Genomic DNA, 17,592 nt, shown 5'->3' with positions numbered 1-17,592 from the left:
AAGATGCCGGGCGGTGTAGCACGCAGACGCGGCGGGGCAAGGCGGCCCGACCATTGGCTAAGAGAACGAGGCGCGCGTGGAAGGCTGGATCGGCACGGGAAAGGTACGCGGACGCGAGGTCGGCGACACGGTGGAGATCACCATCGACGGCCTGACCACCCAGGCCAAATACTACAAGCCGCTGGCCTATGAGTTCTTCCGCAAGGAGTGGAGCGCGTGCCCGGCCTGGGGCGACTACGTCGTCGAGATCACCATGGAGCATGTCGGCGACGCGCCATGGATGGACCTGGATAACCTGGCGAAGGCCCTGCTGGACGCCATCAAGGGCTATCTGTTCCACGACGACAGCCAGGTCGCCCGTCTGCTGGTCGAACGGAACGAAGGCGAGCGCGAGCGGATCACGATCCGGGTGTTTCCGAGGAAATAGGCAAAGAAAAACGCCGGAGCTTTCGCCCCGGCGTCTTCATTCTTTTTGGGCCGTGGTCAGGAGACGAAATCTCCTCGACCCCGACACGGCCTTAGCCGCGCTGTTCGATCGGCACGTAGTCGCGCTGCGTCGGGCCGGTGTAGAGCTGACGCGGGCGACCGATCTTCTGCGACGGATCGGCCATCATTTCCTGCCACTGCGAGATCCAGCCCACGGTGCGGGCCAGGGCGAACAGGACGGTGAACATGGTGGTCGGGAAGCCCATCGCCGACAGGGTGATGCCCGAATAGAAGTCAACGTTCGGGAACAGCTTGCGCGAGGTGAAGTACTCGTCCGACAGGGCGACGCGTTCCAGTTCCTTGGCGACCTGGAACAGCGGGTCGTTCTCGCGCCCCGTCGCGGCCAGCACTTCATACGCCGACTGCTGCATGACCTTGGCGCGCGGGTCATAGTTCTTGTACACGCGGTGGCCGAAGCCCATCAGCTTGTACTTGCGGTCCTTAACGCCTTGGATGAACTCGGGAATACGGTCCGGCGTCCCGATTTCCTTGAGCATGTTCAGGGCTTCTTCGTTGGCGCCGCCGTGCGACGGGCCCCACAGGCAGGCGATGCCGGCGGCGATACAGGCGAACGGGTTGGCGCCCGACGAACCGGCCAGGCGAACGGTCGAGGTCGAGGCGTTCTGCTCATGGTCGGCGTGCAGGGTGAAGATGCGGTCCATGGCGCGCACCAGAGCCGGATCGACCACATAGTCCTCGGCCGGAACGGCGAAGCACATGCGCAGGAAGTTCTCGGCGTACGACAGGTCGTTGCGCGGCGAGATGAAGGGCTGGCCGATGTGGTACTTGTAAGCGCGGGCGGCGATGGTCGGCATCTTGGCGATCAGGCGGATGGCAGAGATGTCGCGCTGCACCGGATCATGGATGTCCAGGCTGTCGTGATAGAAGGCCGACAGGGCGCCGACGGTGCCGACCATGATCGACATGGGGTGGGCGTCGCGACGGAAGCCTTCGAAGAAGCGATCGAACTGCGCATGCAACATGGTGTGCATGGTGATGCTGTTTTCGAACTTCTCGTACTGGGCGGCGGTCGGCAGTTCGCCGTGCAGCAGCAGGTGGCAGACTTCGACGAAGTTGGACTTCGAAGCCAGTTGGTCGATGGGATAGCCGCGATGCAGCAGGACGCCTTCGTCGCCGTCGATGAAGGTCAGGGCGCTTTCGCAGGCCGCCGTCGAGGTGAAGCCGGGGTCGAAGGTGAAGGCGCCGGTCGCGCCATACAGCTTGCGGATGTCGATGACGTCCGGTCCGGTGGAGCCCGCGAGGACAGGAAGTTCGACGTTCTTGTCGCCGTAGGTGAAGGTCGCCGTGCCGGCGGGTTTCGCTTGTTCAGTCATCTAGGCCCCTTATTTTTCTTCGGGCCGGGCGCGGGGAGGCGTCCAGCCTGCGTGGTTATGGGTGTTCACTTAGTCTGTTGCAGCGCATCATCCAAGCGCCCCAGACCTTCGTCGCGTCCCAGGGCGGCGAGAATTCTCGCAATGTCAGGCGACACGGCGCCACCGGTCAGGGCGCCGCGCATGGAAGGTCCAATTTTTCCGAAGCCTACGCCTTCTTCCTCGGCGAACGCCTTAAGCTCGGCTTCGAGGGCGAAAACGTCCCAGCTCTGGAAAAGACGGAGCCGTTCACGGAGTCGTGAAATTCTTTCACCGCCTTCACCGCTCAGCAGACCGCGGGTTTTCTCGTCCAGAGTGAGCGGGCGCGCCTTCAGCACGAACTCGGTCTGGGTGGCCAACTCCAGGATGGTCTTGGCGCGGTCCTTGACGAAGGGCATGGCGCGCAACAGGCGGGCCTCGTCGTCGGGTTGCAGGGCGCGACCGGCGGTAAGGTGGGCGTCCAGGGTCAGCTTGGCCAGCCGGTCGTCCTCGGCCAGACGGATCCAGTGGGCGTTGACGTGGGCCAGCTTGTCGAAGTCGAGGCGGGCGGGCGCCTTGCCGATTCCGGGCAGGTCGAACCACGCGATGGCCTGTTCGTCGCTGAACAGCTCATGGTCGCCGTGAGCCCAGCCCAGGCGCGCCAGATAGTTGCGCATGGCCTCGGGCAGATAGCCCATCTCGGCATATTCATGCACCGCCTGGGCGCCGTGACGCTTCGACAGCTTGGCGCCGTCCGGGCCGTGGATCAGCGGGATGTGGGCGAAGGTCGGCCGGGTCCAGCCCAGGGCGTCGTAGATCAGGCTCTGGCGGGCGGCGTTGTTCAGGTGGTCGTCGCCGCGAATGACGTGGGTCACGCCCATGTCGTGGTCGTCCACGACCACGGCGAGGTTGTAGGTCGGGGCTCCGTCGGAGCGGACGATGACCAGATCATCCAGGGACGAGGATTCCCAGCGCACGCTGCCTTGCACTGCGTCATCGACGGTCACCGCCTGATCCAGCGGACGACGGAAACGGATGGTGGACGGCTTGGCCAGGTCGTCGACGCTCGGTTCGCGATCGCGCCAGGGCGAGACGAAGTCGCGACCCTCGGCCTTGGCTTGATCGCGCAGGGCGTTGGTTTCGTCAGCGGTCAGGAAGTCGCGATAGGCGTGGCCCGAGGCCAGCAGTTGCTCGGCCACCTCGCGGTGGCGGTCGGCGCGGGCGAACTGGAAGACGGGCTCCTCGTCGCCGAAGAGCTCCAGCCAGGACAGGCCGTCGAAGATGGCCTTGACGGCGTCGTCGGTCGAACGCTCGCGGTCGGTGTCCTCGACGCGGATCAGGAACTTGCCGCCCCGGCTCCGGGCGTAGAGCCAATTGAATAACGCGGTTCTCGCCCCGCCGATATGCAGGTAGCCTGTAGGCGAGGGGGCGAAGCGGGTGACGACAGTCGAGGAGGGGGAGGTCATTCAGGAAGGGTCCGTTGCGGAGGCCCTTATACGCCCGCGCGCGCCAAAGCGAAGCCTTGCCTTAAGGGTTCTTGAGGGGGCGCGCGCCGAGGTTGCGGACCAGGTGGATCGCTGGAGGCTGTGGACGCCGGTCTTTCTCGGCGGTGGATGCGCGATCTATTTCACCTTGAAGAGCGAACCGGCGGGGTGGCCGTTGATGCTTGCGGCCGTGCTGAGCAGCGCGGCGTGGCTGATGGCGCGGCGGTTCGGCCTGGCGCGGCGCTGGACCCTGCTGCTTTTGATGCTGACCTGCCTGTGCGGCGGGGCGGCGGTCGCCAAGCTGCGGACCGAGGCGGTCAGCGGGCCGATCGCGCCAGCCCTGGCAGAGCCGACCGTGGTCGAGGCCTGGGTCATGGATGTCGACAGCCCCGGCGAGCGCGGGGCGCGAATCGTCGTGGCGCCGGTGCGGATCAGGGGGCTGACGCCCGAGGCCACGCCGGTGCGGCTGCGGGCCACGGTGCGGGGCGAGCCCCCGGCGCCGGGGACGGCGGTGCGGCTCTATGGCATTCTGAACCCGCCGCCGGCGCCGGCCAGTCCGGGGGCCTATGATTTCGGTCGCAACGCTTTCTTTCAGGGCATGGGCGGGACTCTGTTCGCGCTCGGCGAAACGCGACCGACGGTCCTGCCTGAGCCGCCGTGGCGGGTGCGTATGGCGATGAAGATCAATGCGGCGCGCTATGCTCTGGCGCAGCGGATCGTGGCGCGGCTGGGTGAGCGCACCGGCGGGATCGCCGCCGCCATGACCACGGGGCACGAGACCTGGATCGGGCTCGAGGATCTGGACGCCATGCGCGATTCCGGGCTGGCGCACATCCTGTCGATCTCGGGCCTTCACATGGCCATTGTCGGGGGCTTCGTCTTCTTCGCTGTGAGGTTGGGCGTTGCGGCCTGGCCGTGGCTGGCGCTGAGGGTGTCGGGCAAGAAGGTGGCGGCGGTCGCGGGCCTGATCGCGGTCGGGACCTATCTGGCGGTGTCGGGGGCGCCGCCGCCGGCCGAGCGGGCGGCGATCACCGCCTCCATCGCCTTCGTCGCTATCCTGCTGGATCGTCAGGCGGTGACCATGCACGCCCTGGCGGTGGCGGCCTTCGTCGTCCTGTTGTTGCAGCCCGAGGCCATCGTCACACCGGGGTTCCAGATGTCGTTCGCGGCGACGGCGGCCCTGGTCGCTCTGGTCGAGGTCTGGCCGCGCCGGATCAAGGAGATTTCCGCGCCCTGGCCCATCGTGGCGGCGCAGCGGCTGGGCAGTTGGCTGCTGGTCGCCTGCACCGCCAGTCTGGTGGCCGGCATGGCGACGGGTCCGTTCGCCATGCAGCATTTCAACCGCACCGCCATCTATGGGCTGGTGGCCAATCTGGGAACGGCGCCGATCGCGGACTTCATCCTGATGCCGGCCCTGGCGCTGGGCGCGGCGCTGGAGCCTTTGGGATTGGGCGCGCCCTTCCTGTGGCTGGCGGGCAAGGGCGTCGATCTGATGCTGGCCATCGGTCACTGGACGGCGGGCCTGCCGGGGGCGGTCCAGACCATCGCCAGCGCACCGGCGGCGGCCCTGCCGATCGCCTTCCTCGGCATCCTGTTCATCTGCCTGTGGCGCGGGCGGTTGAGGTGGCTGGGCCTGCCCTTGGCGGCGGCGGTGCTGATCTGGCCGCGACCGGCGGCGCCTGATCTGTGGATCGGCGACGGCGGGACCAATGCGGCTTGGCGTCAGGCAGAGGCGGCTGTCGTGGTGCGGCCCGGCGTAAGGCAGTTCGCGGCGGACCTGTGGTCGCGACGGCGTGGGCTGGAACTGACGCCGAGACCGGAAGAAGGCTGGTCCTGCAAGCGATCCTTCTGCGCGCCGGAAACCAGCAAGGCCGGGCCGGTCGCCCTGTGGTGGGGCAAGAAGCCGCCTTCGGTCGAGCAGTTGGACGCGATGTGCCGCTCGTCGCAGGTCGTCAGTAGTCGCGCCGAGCTGTTGAGCTTGCCGGCGTCATGCGCCGAAAGGCTGGTGCTGGACGGCGTAGACTATGGGCGCGGCGGCTCGGTCGAGCTGTGGCGCGTCGGTGCGGGCTGGAAGGCGGTGTGGGCGGCGGACGTCAGGGGGCAGAGGCCCTGGACCCGACAGGCCGATCCCGACTTCAGTGATAGCGGCGGATAAGGCCGACCAGCTTGCCCTGAACCGCGACCTGATCCGAGCCGTAGATCTTGGTTTCGTAGTTGCGGTTGGCGGGCTCCAGCGCGATGGAGGCGCCCTTCTTGCGCAGGCGCTTCAGCGTGGCCTGTTCGCCCTCGACCAGGGCCACCACGATCTCGCCGGACGAGGCGTCAGCGGTCGATTTGATGATGACCATGTCGCCGTTGAGGATGCCCGCCTCGATCATCGAGTCGCCCTCGATCTCGAGCAGATAGTGTTCGCCCGCGCCCAGCATGGTTTCGGGCACCGGATAGCGGGCGGTTTCATGCTCGATGGCGTCGATGGGCGTGCCAGCCGCGATCTTGCCCATCAGGGCCAGTTCGCGCGTGTCGTTGGCCGGTTCGGCCGCCTTGGGGCGACCGCCGCCCTCGATCACGCCGGGCTTGAAGCCCGCATGGCCGCGCGGCGCGCCCGCCGTGGCCTGTTCCGGCAGCTTGACGACCTCCAGCGCGCGGGCGCGGTGGGCCAGGCGGCGGATGAAGCCGCGCTCCTCCAGCGCCGTGATCAGGCGGTGGATGCCCGACTTGGACGCCAGATCCAGCGCCTCCTTCATCTCGTCGAAGGAGGGCGAGACGCCCGTTTCCTGAATCCGTTCGTGAATGAACATCAGGAGTTCGTGCTGCTTCTTGGTGAGCATGGGCGCAGGGCTTCCAGAACAAGGCGTGAACCGTTGTCGATGTTCTGTAAGTGTTCTTGCTGAATGTCAACTCGACGGGTTTCGGGGGACGTTGTCGTCAAACCCAATGACAGCAGGATTTCCATCGGCAGGGAGGTTTGCCACTCAAAGCAGTCCCTCGGGATGTCGTCTAAGGGTGGGAAGCGGACCTAGAGCGCATCGTATCGCCAAGGCGTCGCGCCGGATTGGTCTCGGACTCCGAACGCGATCAGACGCCCATCACGAAAAGTCGCGAAATCGCCTGCAACGCCGCCGGGCGCGTCGGATACAATGACAGTCTCAGCATCGAGCCGACGGACATAGCCACCCGCCGCTAGGCGGGTCTCGGCGGGCTCTTGTTCAGCCGTTTTGCAAATGGTGATGAGCTTGGACCAGTGGCATTGAAACGTTCCTGCATCCTCGAAAGTCATTGGTTCGACTAAAACAGTGTGTCCCGGTTCAGGGGGGCCATCGAAGGTAAGGCTGGTGTCGTGAGCGGAGAGCGGTTGCTCCAGGGTCACGGTAGCGATGATCTGCCCTTTTCCATCTCGGGCGACAAACCGTTGCTGTTCGGTCGTGTGCTCGTCGAAGCACCCGCCGCCCAAGACCAGCGTTGCACCGACAAGAATCCTAACGGCCGGCAAATCGAACATCGTCATCTAGATATATGAGCGGACGCAGTGGATGTCCGCAACGGTTCGACTGCGGACATTTCCTGCCAAGCCGATATCCGACACTAGCTCAGTGACAGCAGGGTCCTCGTCGCCGCCTCCACATCCTCCTGACGCATCAGGCTTTCGCCGACGAGGATGGCCTGGGCGTGGGCGTCGGCGACGCGGGCGACGTCGTCGGGCGTGAAGATGCCGCTTTCGGCCACCAGCAGGGCTTTCACGGGGCTGAGCATGGACAGGCGCTCGGTGGCGTCGAGGTCGACCTCGAAGGTGCGGAGGGATCGGTTGTTGATGCCGACCAGGTCGCCGTCCAGCTTGCAGGCGCGGGCCATTTCGGCCTCGTCATGGGTCTCGATAAGGGCGTCCATGCCGAATCGTTCGGCCTCGGCCAGCAGGTCGGCGGCCAGGGCGTCGTCGACCATGGCCAGGATGATGAGGATGCAGTCTGCGCCCAGGGCGCGGCTCTCGGCCACCTGCCAGGGATCGACCAGGAAGTCCTTGCGCAGGCAGGGCAGGGCGACCGCGTCGCGGGCGGCGGCCAGGAAGGCGTCGTCGCCCTGGAAGCTGGGGCCATCGGTCAGGACGGACAGGCAGGTCGCGCCGCCGCGCTCATAGGCTTTCGCGAGGGCGGGCGGGTCGAAGTCGGCGCGGATCAGGCCCTTGGACGGGCTGGCCTTCTTGATCTCGGCGATCAGGGCGGGGCGGCCGGTTTCCTCGGCCACGCGTTCCAGTGCGGAGCGGAAGCCGCGCGGGGCCGACGCCTGGCCGGCGAGGGCCTCGACGGCGGACTGAGAGGTCGCAAGCTTGCGGGCGGCCACGTCTTCGCGCTTGTAGGCGGCGATCTTCGCCAGAACGTCGGTCATGCGGCCTCGTCAGGATCGATAGGGGTGTTGGTGACGCGCACCAGGGTTTCCAGCGCGGCGGCGGCGCGACCGTCGTCGATGACGGCGGCGGCCAGTTCGGCCCCTTCACGCAGGCCGGCGGCGCGGTCGGCCACGACGAGGGCAGCGGCGGCGTTCAGCACGACGATATCGCGATAGGGGCCACGCTCGCCCGCCAGCAGGGCCTTCAGCGCCGCCGCGTTATGCTCGGCGTCGCCGCCGCGCAGATCGTCCAGCGTCGCCAGCGGCAGGCCGGCGTCAGCGGGGGTGACGGTGAAGCGGCGGACAACGCCGTCCTTCCACTCGGCCACCTCGGTCGGGCCTGTGGTGGTCATCTCGTCCAGACCCTGACCGTGGACGGTCCAGGCGCGGCGCGCGCCGAGGCGGCCCAGCACCTCGACCAGGGGCTCCAGCAGGGTTGGATCATAGACGCCCATGACCTGACGATTTGCATGAGCCGGATTACAAAGCGGCCCCAGGAGGTTGAAAACCGTGCGGAAACCGATCTCGGCCCGGACTGGCCCGACGTGACGCATGGCCCCGTGATAGGTGGGGGCGAACAGGAAGGCGATGCCAGCCTGATCCAGGGCGCGGGCCTGTTGCGGGATGGTGGCGTCCAGGTTGACGCCCAGGGCGGCCAGGACGTCGGACGAGCCGGACTTTGAGCTGATGGCGCGGTTGCCGTGCTTGGCGACCTTGAGCCCCGCGCCCGCCAGAACGAAGGCTGCGGCGGTCGAGACGTTATAGGTGTGCTGGCCATCGCCGCCGGTGCCGCAGGTGTCGATCACATCGTCAAACGGATGATCCAGCGACAGGGCGGCCTCGCGCATGGCGGTGGCGAAGGCGACGATCTCGTCCACCGTCTCGCCTCGGATGCGCAGGGCGGTGACGGCGGCGGCGACCTGCGACGGGGTCGGCTCGCCCCGCAGACAGGCCGAGAAGAAGGCATGGGCTTCGTCCGGGGTCAGGACATGCCCGTCCACCAGCTTGCCCAGCAGAGGCTTGAAACCGTCCATAGCCTCAGACCGTCGCCAGTCGCTTGACGCCCGCCAGATCGAGGAAGTTGGCGATCATGTCGTGGCCGTGCTCGGTGGCGATGGATTCCGGGTGGAACTGAACGCCGTGGATCGGCCGGATGCGGTGGGCCAGCCCCATGATCTCGCCGTCAGCGGTCCAGGCGGTGACTTCCAGCTCGTCCGGCAGGGTCTCGCGGCGCACGGCCAGCGAGTGATAGCGGGTGGCGGTGAAGGGCGAGGGCAGGCCCTTGAACAGGCTGCGGCCCTCATGCTCGATCGGCGAGGTCTTGCCGTGCATCAGGGTCTTGGCGCGGATCACGTCGCCGCCGAACGCCTGGCCGATGGCCTGATGGCCCAGGCAGACGCCGAAGATCGGCATGTCCAGCGGCGCGGTTTTCAGGATAGGCAGGCAGATGCCGGCCTGATCGGGATCGCAGGGACCGGGCGACAGCAGCACGGCCTCGGGCTTCAGCGCCCAGGCTTCTTCCACCGTCAGGTCGTCGTTGCGGACGACATGCGTCTGGGCGCCCAGCTCCGCGAGGTAGTGGACGAGGTTGTAGGTAAAGCTGTCGTAGTTATCGACGACGAGGATCATGGCAGGGTTCTTAGGACGGGAGGGACGACGCGCCAAGCGAAGGCGGACTGAAAGCGGACGTTAAGCTGTCCGCGCGATACAGGAGCATCGCCATCGGAAGAAATCCGTCTTGACCCGCTTAGAAGCCATCCGCGACGCCCAGGCCCTGCTCGACGAGCCGACCACAGAAAAACCCAAGCCGCTGCGCCTGCTGGCGGCGGCGGCCTTCGCCGCGACGGCGGCGGTGTTGCTGGCGGGGACCATGGTCGTGGGCCCCGGCGTGTCGTTCGACCAGGGTTCCACGGTTTCCAATCCTTAGACTGAGCCGTTCGCGCCCTGGCCGCGAGTGGTCGCGGTGAATCGCCACGCGTCCTCGGCCGCCTTCATCGGGGCGCGGGCCTTGGCCAGGGTCTCAGCGTATTCGGCGGCGGGATCGCTGTCGGCGACGACGCCCGCGCCAGCCTGAACGAAGATCTTGTCCTGGGCGAACATGGCGGTGCGCAGGACGATGCAGATGTCCGCCTCGCCATTGGCCGAGATATAGCCCACGCCGCCGCCGTAGCCGACGCCGCGTTTCTCGGTCTCCAGTTCGTCAATGATCTCCATGGCCCGCACCTTGGGCGCGCCGGACAGGGTGCCGGCGGGCAGGGCGGCCAGAAGCGTGTCCACCGCGTCCAGCCTGGGATCAGCCGCGCCGTTGACGTTGGAGACGATGTGCATGACCTGGCTGTAGCGCTCGACGACGAAGCTCTCGGTCACCTCGACCGAGCCGGGCGATGAGACGCGACCCACGTCGTTGCGGCCCAGGTCCAGCAGCATCAGGTGCTCGGCCCGTTCCTTGGGATCGGCCAGAAGTTCGACCTCCAGCGCCTTGTCCAGTTCCGGCGTGGCGCCGCGCGGGCGGGTGCCGGCCAACGGACGGATGGTCACGCGGCCGTCCTTCAGCCGGACCAGGATTTCCGGGCTGGACCCGGCCAGCTGGAAGTCCACGTAGTCGAGGAAGAAGAGATAGGGCGACGGGTTGCCGCGACGCAGCGACCGATAGAAGGCGAACGGGTCCTGGCTCCAGGGCGCAGAGAAGCGGTGGGCCAGCACGACCTGGAAGATGTCGCCCGCGGTGATGTAGTCCTTGGCCCTGGCCACCATGGCGTCGAACCCGGCGGCGTCGACCGGCGAGTGGAAGTCGGGGGCGGGAATCGGCTGGGCTTCACGCTGGATCGGCAGGGGACCGCGCAGGCGGTCCTCGAAGTCGTCCAGGCGTCCGATGGCGGCATCGAAGGCCGTGTCCGCATCTGCGCCGCTGTCGGGATAGGCGGCGGCGATCAGGACGATCTCGTGCTTCACCGAATCGAAGATGGCGACCAGCGACGGGCGCGCCATGACGGCGTCGGGCAGGTTCAACGGGTCGGGGTTAGCCGGGCCCAGCGGCTCCAGCAGGCGCACCATGTCGTAACCGAAGACACCGAACAGGCCGGCGGCCATGGGCGGCAGATCGTCGGGCAACTCAAAACGGGTGGCGGCGATCAGGGCGCGCAGGGACTCCAGCGCAGGGCGATCTTCGGGCGTGAACCGGTCGGCGAGGACAGCCTCGCCTCGCGCCATTTCGGCCTGACCGTCACGGCAGCGCCATACGACGTCGGGAGCCAGGGTGACAAAGGAGTAGCGGCCGTTGACCGCGCCGCCTTCGACAGACTCGAAAAGGCTGGCGTAGGGCCGTCCGTGTCCGACCTTGAGGAAGGCCGAAACCGGCGTCTCCAGGTCGTCGATCAGGCGACGAACGACGACCTGGGGGCGGCCTGATTTCAGGCCAGAGACAAACGCGGCGCGTTCAGCTTCCTGTCCGACGCCTGCGCTCATTTCTTGGCGGGCGCAGGGGCGGCCGGAGCCGCCGGAGCGGCTGCGGGAGCTTCGATGCCCAGGGCGGCGATGGCGGCGGCGGGATCGTTCTTGGCCTTCACTCGCGCCGCAGCGGCGTTGACGCCTTGTTCGATCATGGTGTTTGCCAACTCCTGGGTCAGACGCGGGCGAACCTGTTCGACCAAGGGGGCGGCCAGGGCGGGAACGGCGGCATGAATGCCGTCGACGCGACCCACGACGAAGCCGGTCTGGGTCTGGCCCGTGAAGACCTGATCCTTGCCTTGACCGAAGAGGCCGCGCAGGACGCCCTCGCCCAGCTGCGTCTGGGTTTCACGGCTTTGCTGGACGCCGGCGCGCGTCATCAAGGAGGCGTTGACCGAGGCGGCGACCTTGGCGATGTCCTCGCCGCCGCGAACCCGCTGGGCGAGTTCCTCGGCCTTGGCCGAAAGCCGGCGAGCGTTCTCACGCATGGTCCATTGCTGGGCCAGAGGAGCGCGAACTTCAGCCAAGGCGGGCAGAGCGGCGGGACGGATGTCGTCCACGCGGACCGCGAAGTACTGGCCTTCGCCAGCGTCGATCAGTTCGCTCTCGCCACCCTTGGCCAGGGCGTAGGCCGACTCGAAAATCTGACGCGGGGCGTTCATCGGCTGACCGTCAGGCAGACGGCCATCGGCGGTGACGGGCGGCAGTTGAACCAGTCGCGCGCCAACGGCTTGGGCGGCGTCGGCCAGGTTCTTGCCTTCCTGGCGAGCCTTTTCGTACTGCTCGACCTTGGCGTAGGTAGCGGCTTTGACGTCTTCAGCACGCAGTTCCTCCACCAGGGCACCGCGGACGCTCTCAAGCGTGGCGGGAGCGCCCGGCGTGACACCGGTCAGCTTGGCGACGGTGAAACCGACCCGGCCTTGGATCGGGTTGGAAACCTGATTGACGGGCAGGGCGAAGACGGCGGCGCCGACGGCGGGATCGCCCAGGGCGCTCTGCGGCGTGTCGTTGTAGTTGCTGACTTCGATCTTGTTGGCGGCGGCGACTTCGGCCGGGGCCTTGCCGGCGCGCAGGTCGGCGGCGATGCGGTCAGCGGCGGCCTTGTTCGGCACGGTCAGGGTGACGAAGGTGCGCTTCTCGGGATTGGTGAGCGCAGCCTTGCGGAACTCGAAGCGTTCGCGAATGCGCTCCTCGGTAATCGGGGCAGGCTGGCTGTTGGGGCCAGGGTTGAAGAGCACGATCGAGATCATGCGGAATTCGGGACGGCGCAGTTGGGCGGCGTTCTCGTTGATGTAGGCGGTCAGCTGGGCGTCGGTCGGAGCCGGTGCGGATCCCGCCATGGCCTGTGTGACAGTGAACCAACGGCCGTCGCGCGTCTCGAGCGCCTGGCCGGCCAGCAAGGCGCCGTAGATCCGCGGCACGCGGGCGCCTGCGAAGACGCCGGCGCTGAACTGGCTGACGACATACTGGTCGCGCAGGTCCTGCTCGAGCATTTCGGACGTCAGCCCCTGCGCGGCGAGCGCCTGCTCATAACGATCCTGATCGAACTGACCGCTGACCTGATTGAAGAAGGCCGGAATCTGGCGGATTTCTTTCAGCACCAGCTCCTTGCCGGGTCTGATGCCGGCGTTCCAGGCCCAGGCGAGGAAACCCATCCGCTGCGTCTGGGTTTCCAGATACTGGGTGTGGATGTTCTCCTTGACCATGTCCTCGAAGGACACGGGGCGGCCAGCCTGCTCCTGAAGATTGGCGCGTACGCGCTCGAAGTCGCCGCGGAACTGCTGCGCGCTGATGCTGCGATCACCGGCGTCGATGACGTGTTTCGGGCTGAAGCTGGAGAAGACATCCGACTGAGCGCCCACAACCAGGAAGCTGAGGATGATCAAGGCGAACAGGCCCGCAGCCCATTTCGACTTGGAGAAGTTGCGGAACAGCGTGATCATCGAGACAGAAACCTGACGAGGGCCGGCGTCAAAGGGGCGCCAACGTCGCGTATAGGGGCAGTCCCTAGGGCGCCGCAAGCGGACCCGCCGCAACATCTTGGCTTCCGCGACAACGGTGCCTAAAGAGGCGGCCATGAAACAATCTGTGAAGCTGGTCGCCGGCAACTGGAAAATGAACGGCCTGGGCGCGAGCCTTGGCGAGGCTGAGGCCCTGGCGAAAGCCCTGCAGGAACAGGCTGCGGCCTGTCGTGTGGCCCTGTGCCCGCCCGCGACGCTGATTGAGCGGATGGGGCGCGTTCTGGCTGATACGCCCGTCGAACTGGGCGGTCAGGACTGCCACGCTGAAACTTCGGGCGCGTTCACCGGATCTGTGTCAGCCGCCATGGTGGTGGACGCTGGCGCGCGTCTTGTGATTCTTGGACACTCCGAGCGCCGCGCCGGCTTTGGCGAGACCGACATTGACGTCGCCGCCAAGGTTGAAGCTGCACTGACGGCGGGTCTGGAGCCCATCGTCTGTGTTGGCGAGACCCTGGCTGAACGTGAAGCCGGGCAGGCGGTCGAGATCGTCAGCCGTCAGGTGGCGGGTTCTCTGCCGACGGTGCTGGCGGGCAAGGCCTTCGCGGTCGCCTATGAACCGGTGTGGGCGATCGGCACCGGACTGACCCCGACGCTGGAGCAGATCGAGGAGGTTCACGCCGCAGTGCGCGCCGCCATGGTCGCCAAACTCGGCGAGGGCGGTCGTGTCGCGCCGATTCTGTACGGCGGTTCGGTCAAGCCGTCGAACGCCGTCGAAATCCTGGCTGTGGCGGAAGTTGGCGGGGCCCTGGTCGGCGGCGCCTCGCTGAAGGCCGAGGATTTCCTGGGCATTATCCGCGCCGTCTAGGCGAGGTTTTCGAGCTACACTTCGTTCGGCGTTTGCCCCGGTCCCGCATCGGTGTTAGACGCCGCCGCTTGATCGGCGCATCTGCGCGCCCACATGATTGACACCATGCTCCAGACCATCTTGCTCGTCGCCATGATCCTGATCTCGGTCGCCCTGACGGCCGTGATCCTGCTGCAACGTTCCGAGGGCGGCGCCCTGGGCATGGGCGGAGGCCCGTCGGGCTTCATGACCGCGCGCGGCGCGGGCAACCTGCTGACGCGGGCCACGTCGATCCTGGCCATCGCCTTCTTTGTTTGCGCCATCAGCCTGACCATCGCCGGCAACTTCGCTCGCGGTTCGCGTTCGGTGATCGACGCCGACGCCGTCGGCGCCATCGCCGTCGGCAATGAGCAGCAGTCGGCTCCGGCCGAGCCTGCAGCTCCGACGCCGGCGGCGCCCGCCGCACCGTCGCTGGACGATCTGGAAGCCAGCCTCCCGGCCGCTTCCGCTCCGGCCCCGGCGCCCGCGCAGTAAGCGGCCGACAGATAAGAAATCCCTGAAAGCGCGCCGCACGGCGCGCTTTCTTCTTTTGTTCAACAGTTGTTTTGCGTCGGGCCATGCTCCCGCCGCGAATCATGGAGTAAGGTGTCCGCCCATGGCTCGCTATGTGTTCATCACCGGCGGCGTGGTTTCCTCGCTAGGAAAAGGCCTCGCCTCCGCCGCTCTCGGCGCTCTTTTGCAGGCACGAGGTTACAAGGTCCGTCTGCGCAAGCTGGACCCCTATCTCAACGTCGATCCGGGGACGATGAGCCCCTATCAGCACGGCGAGGTCTTCGTGACCGACGACGGCGCCGAGACCGACCTCGATCTGGGCCACTATGAGCGCTTCACGGGTGTTTCCGCCGCCAAATCGGACAACGTCACGACCGGCCGCATCTATTCTACGATCCTGGAGAAGGAGCGCCGCGGCGACTATCTGGGCGCCACTGTTCAGGTGATCCCTCACGTCACTGATCAGATCAAGCAGTTCTGCCTCAGCCCGGCCAAGACTGACGACGGTGAGGACGTGGACTTCGTCCTGGTCGAGATCGGCGGCACCGTCGGCGACATCGAGGGCCTGCCCTTTTTCGAGGCCATCCGCCAGCTGGGCCAGGACCTGCCGCGCGGCCAGTCCTGCTTCGTCCATCTGACCCTGCTGCCCTTCATCAAGACGGCCGGCGAGATGAAGACCAAGCCGACGCAGCACTCGGTCAAGGAACTGCGCTCCATCGGCATCCAGCCCGACATCCTGCTGTGCCGCTGTGAACAGCCGATCCCGGCCGAGGAAAAGCGCAAGATCGGCCAGTTCTGCAACGTGCGCGAAAGCGGCGTGATCCAGGCGATGGACTCCGCCGACATCTACGCCGTGCCGCTGGACTATCACCACGAAGGTCTGGACAGCGAAGTCCTGGCCCACTTCGGGATCAACGACGCGCCCCAGCCCGACCTGACCGGTTGGCAGGAGATCGTGCGTCGTCGCCTGCATCCTGATGGCGAAGTCACCATCGCCGTGGTCGGCAAGTATACGGTTCTGAAGGACGCCTATAAGTCCCTGATCGAGGCGCTGCAGCACGGCGGTGTGGCCAATAACGTCAAGGTCAACATCGACTGGGTCGAGGCCGACACCTTCGAGGGGGATCCGGAGGCTTGCGAGACGCGTCTGGCCGGCGCCCATGCGGTGCTGGTCCCGGGCGGTTTTGGCGAGCGGGGGGCCGAAGGCAAGATCGAGGCGGCGCGTTTCGCGCGTGAACGCAAGATTCCCTATTTCGGCATCTGCTTCGGCATGCAGATGGCGGTAATCGAGGCGGCGCGGAATCTGGCCGGATTCCCCAAGGCCACCTCGACCGAGTTCGGTCCGGCGGAAGAACCCGTCGTCGGCCTGATGACCGAGTGGACCCAGGGCAATGAGCGCGTCAAACGCGAGCATGGCGGCGATCTGGGCGGCACCATGCGTCTGGGCGCCTATGACTCGACGCTCAAGGCTGGCTCGAAGATCGCCGAGATCTACGGCGCGACCGAGATCAGCGAGCGCCACCGTCACCGCTACGAGGTGAACATCAACTATCGTGACGCGATCGAAGAGAAGGCGGGTCTGGTCTTCGCCGGCCTGTCGCCTGATGGCGTTCTGCCCGAGACGGTCGAGCGTTCGGACCACCCCTGGTTCATCGGCGTCCAGTATCACCCGGAGCTGAAGAGCCGCCCGTTCGCGCCGCATCCCCTGTTCGCCAGCTTCATCGGCGCGGCCGTGGTGCAGAGCCGCCTCGTCTAGGGGCGGTTATGGCGTGCGGCTGAGGGCCGCCGCCAGCGCCCGGCGCGCCCGGGCGATACGGGTCTCGACAGCCTTGGGCGTCGCACCGATCAGGTTGGCGACTTCGGCGTGTGAACGCCCCTCCAGCGTGGCCAGCAGCAGGGGCGTCTTCAAGGCGTCGGGCAGGGCCGCCAGGGCGCGGTCCAGCGCCGCCATGCGTCGCCGATCATCCAGCAGAGTATCAGCGGCAGGGGCGTTTTCTCCGACCGCCAAGGCTTCGGGAGCGTCCAGCCCCATGACGCCCCGCACGGCTCGCCTGACGGCGCGCTTGCGGCCCCAGTCACGACATTTGTTGATGGCGATGGCTCTGAGCCAGACAGGAAAAGGACGGGCGGGATCGTATCGGCGAATGGCCAGCCAGGCCGCGACATAGGTTTCCTGAACCAGATCATAGGCGTCGTCGTTTTCGCCCACATAGCGGCGGACAAAGCGATGCAGGTCCGCCTTGGTGTCGTCCATCAGCGCGGCGAAGGCCGCACGGTCGCCGCGCGCGGCGCGCGACGGCAGGGAAGCCTCGTCCTCCACCCTCAAACCCTAACGGGTTTCTTGCAGCAGGGCGTCGGAGATGCCGCGATCAAAGGCGCGGGTCTGTTCCGGGGTCAGGACGGCGCGCATCTCGAAGACATGAGCGATGGTCGCCTTTTGCAGCGCGCCCATGGCGTCATGGAAATGATCGACGGCGGCCTGAACCTGGGGGCTGTCGCCCTGATTGGCGGCGATGGCGGCGGCCAGCTCGCGGTTGGCGGCGCGGACGTCTTCCTCAAGAGCGGGCCGGGTCGTGGCGAAGCGGTCTTCGATGACCTTGAGGCGTGCGGCCTGATCGGGAGTCAGGTCGAGATCGTGATGGACGATGTCGTGCAGGCTGGGAGTCGCGCGTTGTTGCGTCACCCATCCGGCACCCAGCCAGGCGCCTGCGCCGCTGACCAGAGCCGCCAGAAGGGCTGTCACGGCGATGGATTTCCAGCCGGCGATCATTGCCCTGCCTCCAGTCTGAACAGGGGCGAGGGGGCGCTCGCAAGGGTGAAGACCTGGATATCTGACGATGGCGCGGGGCGGGTGAGGGCGAACAGACCGCCGTTGGCCGCGCCGACGACCAGAGCCATCGCCAGCGCCGCCAGCCGGACCTGCGCCAGGCGGCGGTCAGACTGCTGCTGCTCGATGCGGCGCCAGACGTCGGCCTCCAGATCGCCAAGACGGGCATCCTCGACCAGCGCGGTTCCGATCAACCTGTCGATATCGTGCGTCATCGTTCGCCTTCGCTTGCCCTGCATTCCCTATACGCGGCTTTGGAAAG

General features: G+C 66.8%; 18 protein-coding genes. 6 read left to right on the top strand and 12 right to left on the bottom strand.

The annotated features are described in order from the left end of the window. Positions 1-76: 76 nt before the first annotated feature. Positions 77-427 carry a RusA family crossover junction endodeoxyribonuclease gene (locus tag ACZ5XO_RS08455; RefSeq protein ID WP_464161931.1) on the top strand — a complete coding sequence of 117 codons (351 nt, stop codon included), beginning with the start codon at positions 77-79 and terminating at the stop codon, positions 425-427. Between the two features lie 91 nt (positions 428-518). Here ACZ5XO_RS08455 and gltA read toward each other — a convergent pair whose 3' ends face one another. Further along, positions 519-1,820 (bottom strand): citrate synthase, encoded by a 1,302-nt coding sequence (gene gltA / locus ACZ5XO_RS08450; protein ID WP_464161930.1) that lies wholly within the window; start codon positions 1,818-1,820, stop codon positions 519-521. A gap of 65 nt (positions 1,821-1,885) precedes the next feature. Further along, complete coding sequence (gene gltX / locus ACZ5XO_RS08445; RefSeq protein WP_464161929.1) at positions 1,886-3,301, bottom strand: glutamate--tRNA ligase; 1,416 nt, start codon at positions 3,299-3,301, stop codon at positions 1,886-1,888. Between the two features lie 196 nt (positions 3,302-3,497). On the opposite strand from gltX, the gene ACZ5XO_RS08440 reads away from it, so the two are divergent. Further along, positions 3,498-5,474, top strand: coding sequence for a ComEC/Rec2 family competence protein (locus tag ACZ5XO_RS08440; protein WP_464161928.1), 1,977 nt, complete (start codon positions 3,498-3,500; stop codon positions 5,472-5,474). Here the strand turns inward: ACZ5XO_RS08440 and lexA are convergent. From lexA to ACZ5XO_RS08415, 5 genes are all read right to left on the bottom strand, one after another. After that, on the bottom strand, positions 5,455-6,147 hold the full coding sequence (lexA, locus tag ACZ5XO_RS08435) for a transcriptional repressor LexA (protein ID WP_464161927.1): 693 nt from the start codon (positions 6,145-6,147) through the stop codon (positions 5,455-5,457). The genes ACZ5XO_RS08440 and lexA overlap by 20 nt on opposite strands. Before the next feature lie 188 nt (positions 6,148-6,335). Beyond that, a complete protein-coding gene (locus tag ACZ5XO_RS08430; protein ID WP_464161926.1) occupies positions 6,336-6,824 on the bottom strand; it encodes a hypothetical protein in 489 nt (162 codons plus the stop codon). A gap of 77 nt (positions 6,825-6,901) precedes the next feature. Then, a complete protein-coding gene (gene trpC / locus ACZ5XO_RS08425) occupies positions 6,902-7,699 on the bottom strand; it encodes an indole-3-glycerol phosphate synthase TrpC (RefSeq protein ID WP_464161925.1) in 798 nt (265 codons plus the stop codon). Further along, positions 7,696-8,733: an anthranilate phosphoribosyltransferase gene (gene trpD / locus ACZ5XO_RS08420; RefSeq protein ID WP_464161924.1), complete on the bottom strand. Its 1,038-nt coding sequence runs from the start codon at positions 8,731-8,733 to the stop codon at positions 7,696-7,698. Before trpD ends, trpC begins: the two co-directional genes overlap by 4 nt. A 4-nt stretch (positions 8,734-8,737) precedes the next feature. Further along, positions 8,738-9,328 carry an anthranilate synthase component II gene (locus ACZ5XO_RS08415; RefSeq protein WP_464161923.1) on the bottom strand — a complete coding sequence of 197 codons (591 nt, stop codon included), beginning with the start codon at positions 9,326-9,328 and terminating at the stop codon, positions 8,738-8,740. Positions 9,329-9,437: 109 nt separating this feature from the next. On the opposite strand from ACZ5XO_RS08415, the gene ACZ5XO_RS08410 reads away from it, so the two are divergent. Continuing rightward, positions 9,438-9,626 carry a hypothetical protein gene (locus ACZ5XO_RS08410; RefSeq protein ID WP_464161921.1) on the top strand — a complete coding sequence of 63 codons (189 nt, stop codon included), beginning with the start codon at positions 9,438-9,440 and terminating at the stop codon, positions 9,624-9,626. On the opposite strand, the gene trpE is transcribed toward ACZ5XO_RS08410, so the two are convergent. Both trpE and ACZ5XO_RS08400 read right to left on the bottom strand, forming a co-directional pair. Next, complete coding sequence (gene trpE / locus ACZ5XO_RS08405) at positions 9,623-11,164, bottom strand: anthranilate synthase component I (protein WP_464161920.1); 1,542 nt, start codon at positions 11,162-11,164, stop codon at positions 9,623-9,625. The genes ACZ5XO_RS08410 and trpE overlap by 4 nt on opposite strands. Then, complete coding sequence (locus tag ACZ5XO_RS08400; protein ID WP_464161919.1) at positions 11,161-13,089, bottom strand: peptidylprolyl isomerase; 1,929 nt, start codon at positions 13,087-13,089, stop codon at positions 11,161-11,163. The genes trpE and ACZ5XO_RS08400 overlap by 4 nt, the downstream gene beginning before the upstream one ends. Before the next feature lie 133 nt (positions 13,090-13,222). Between ACZ5XO_RS08400 and tpiA the strand changes: the two genes are divergently transcribed. The 3 genes from tpiA (at position 13,223) to ACZ5XO_RS08385 (ending at position 16,259) form a co-directional block, all read left to right on the top strand. Further along, positions 13,223-13,972 carry a triose-phosphate isomerase gene (gene tpiA, locus ACZ5XO_RS08395; RefSeq protein WP_464161918.1) on the top strand — a complete coding sequence of 250 codons (750 nt, stop codon included), beginning with the start codon at positions 13,223-13,225 and terminating at the stop codon, positions 13,970-13,972. Between the two features lie 105 nt (positions 13,973-14,077). Next, positions 14,078-14,485 carry a preprotein translocase subunit SecG gene (gene secG, locus ACZ5XO_RS08390; RefSeq protein WP_464161916.1) on the top strand — a complete coding sequence of 136 codons (408 nt, stop codon included), beginning with the start codon at positions 14,078-14,080 and terminating at the stop codon, positions 14,483-14,485. A 121-nt stretch (positions 14,486-14,606) separates the two neighbouring features. Continuing rightward, positions 14,607-16,259, top strand: a complete 1,653-nt coding sequence (locus ACZ5XO_RS08385) for a CTP synthase (protein WP_464161914.1) — start codon at positions 14,607-14,609, stop codon at positions 16,257-16,259. Between the two features lie 6 nt (positions 16,260-16,265). Here the strand turns inward: ACZ5XO_RS08385 and ACZ5XO_RS08380 are convergent, their stop codons facing one another. The 3 genes from ACZ5XO_RS08380 to ACZ5XO_RS08370 are packed head-to-tail and all read right to left on the bottom strand — an operon-like array spanning position 16,266 to position 17,545. Next, positions 16,266-16,823, bottom strand: a complete 558-nt coding sequence (locus ACZ5XO_RS08380) for an RNA polymerase sigma factor (RefSeq protein ID WP_464161913.1) — start codon at positions 16,821-16,823, stop codon at positions 16,266-16,268. A gap of 9 nt (positions 16,824-16,832) precedes the next feature. Beyond that, positions 16,833-17,273 (bottom strand): Spy/CpxP family protein refolding chaperone, encoded by a 441-nt coding sequence (locus tag ACZ5XO_RS08375; RefSeq protein WP_464161912.1) that lies wholly within the window; start codon positions 17,271-17,273, stop codon positions 16,833-16,835. Then, entirely contained in the window at positions 17,270-17,545 is a 276-nt protein-coding gene (locus tag ACZ5XO_RS08370; RefSeq protein ID WP_464161911.1) for a hypothetical protein, read from the bottom strand. The genes ACZ5XO_RS08375 and ACZ5XO_RS08370 overlap by 4 nt, the downstream gene beginning before the upstream one ends. Positions 17,546-17,592: the final 47 nt, after the last annotated feature.

Source organism: Brevundimonas sp. T2-11 (assembly GCF_055397675.1).
This window is presented reverse-complemented; position numbering and strand designations above follow the sequence as displayed.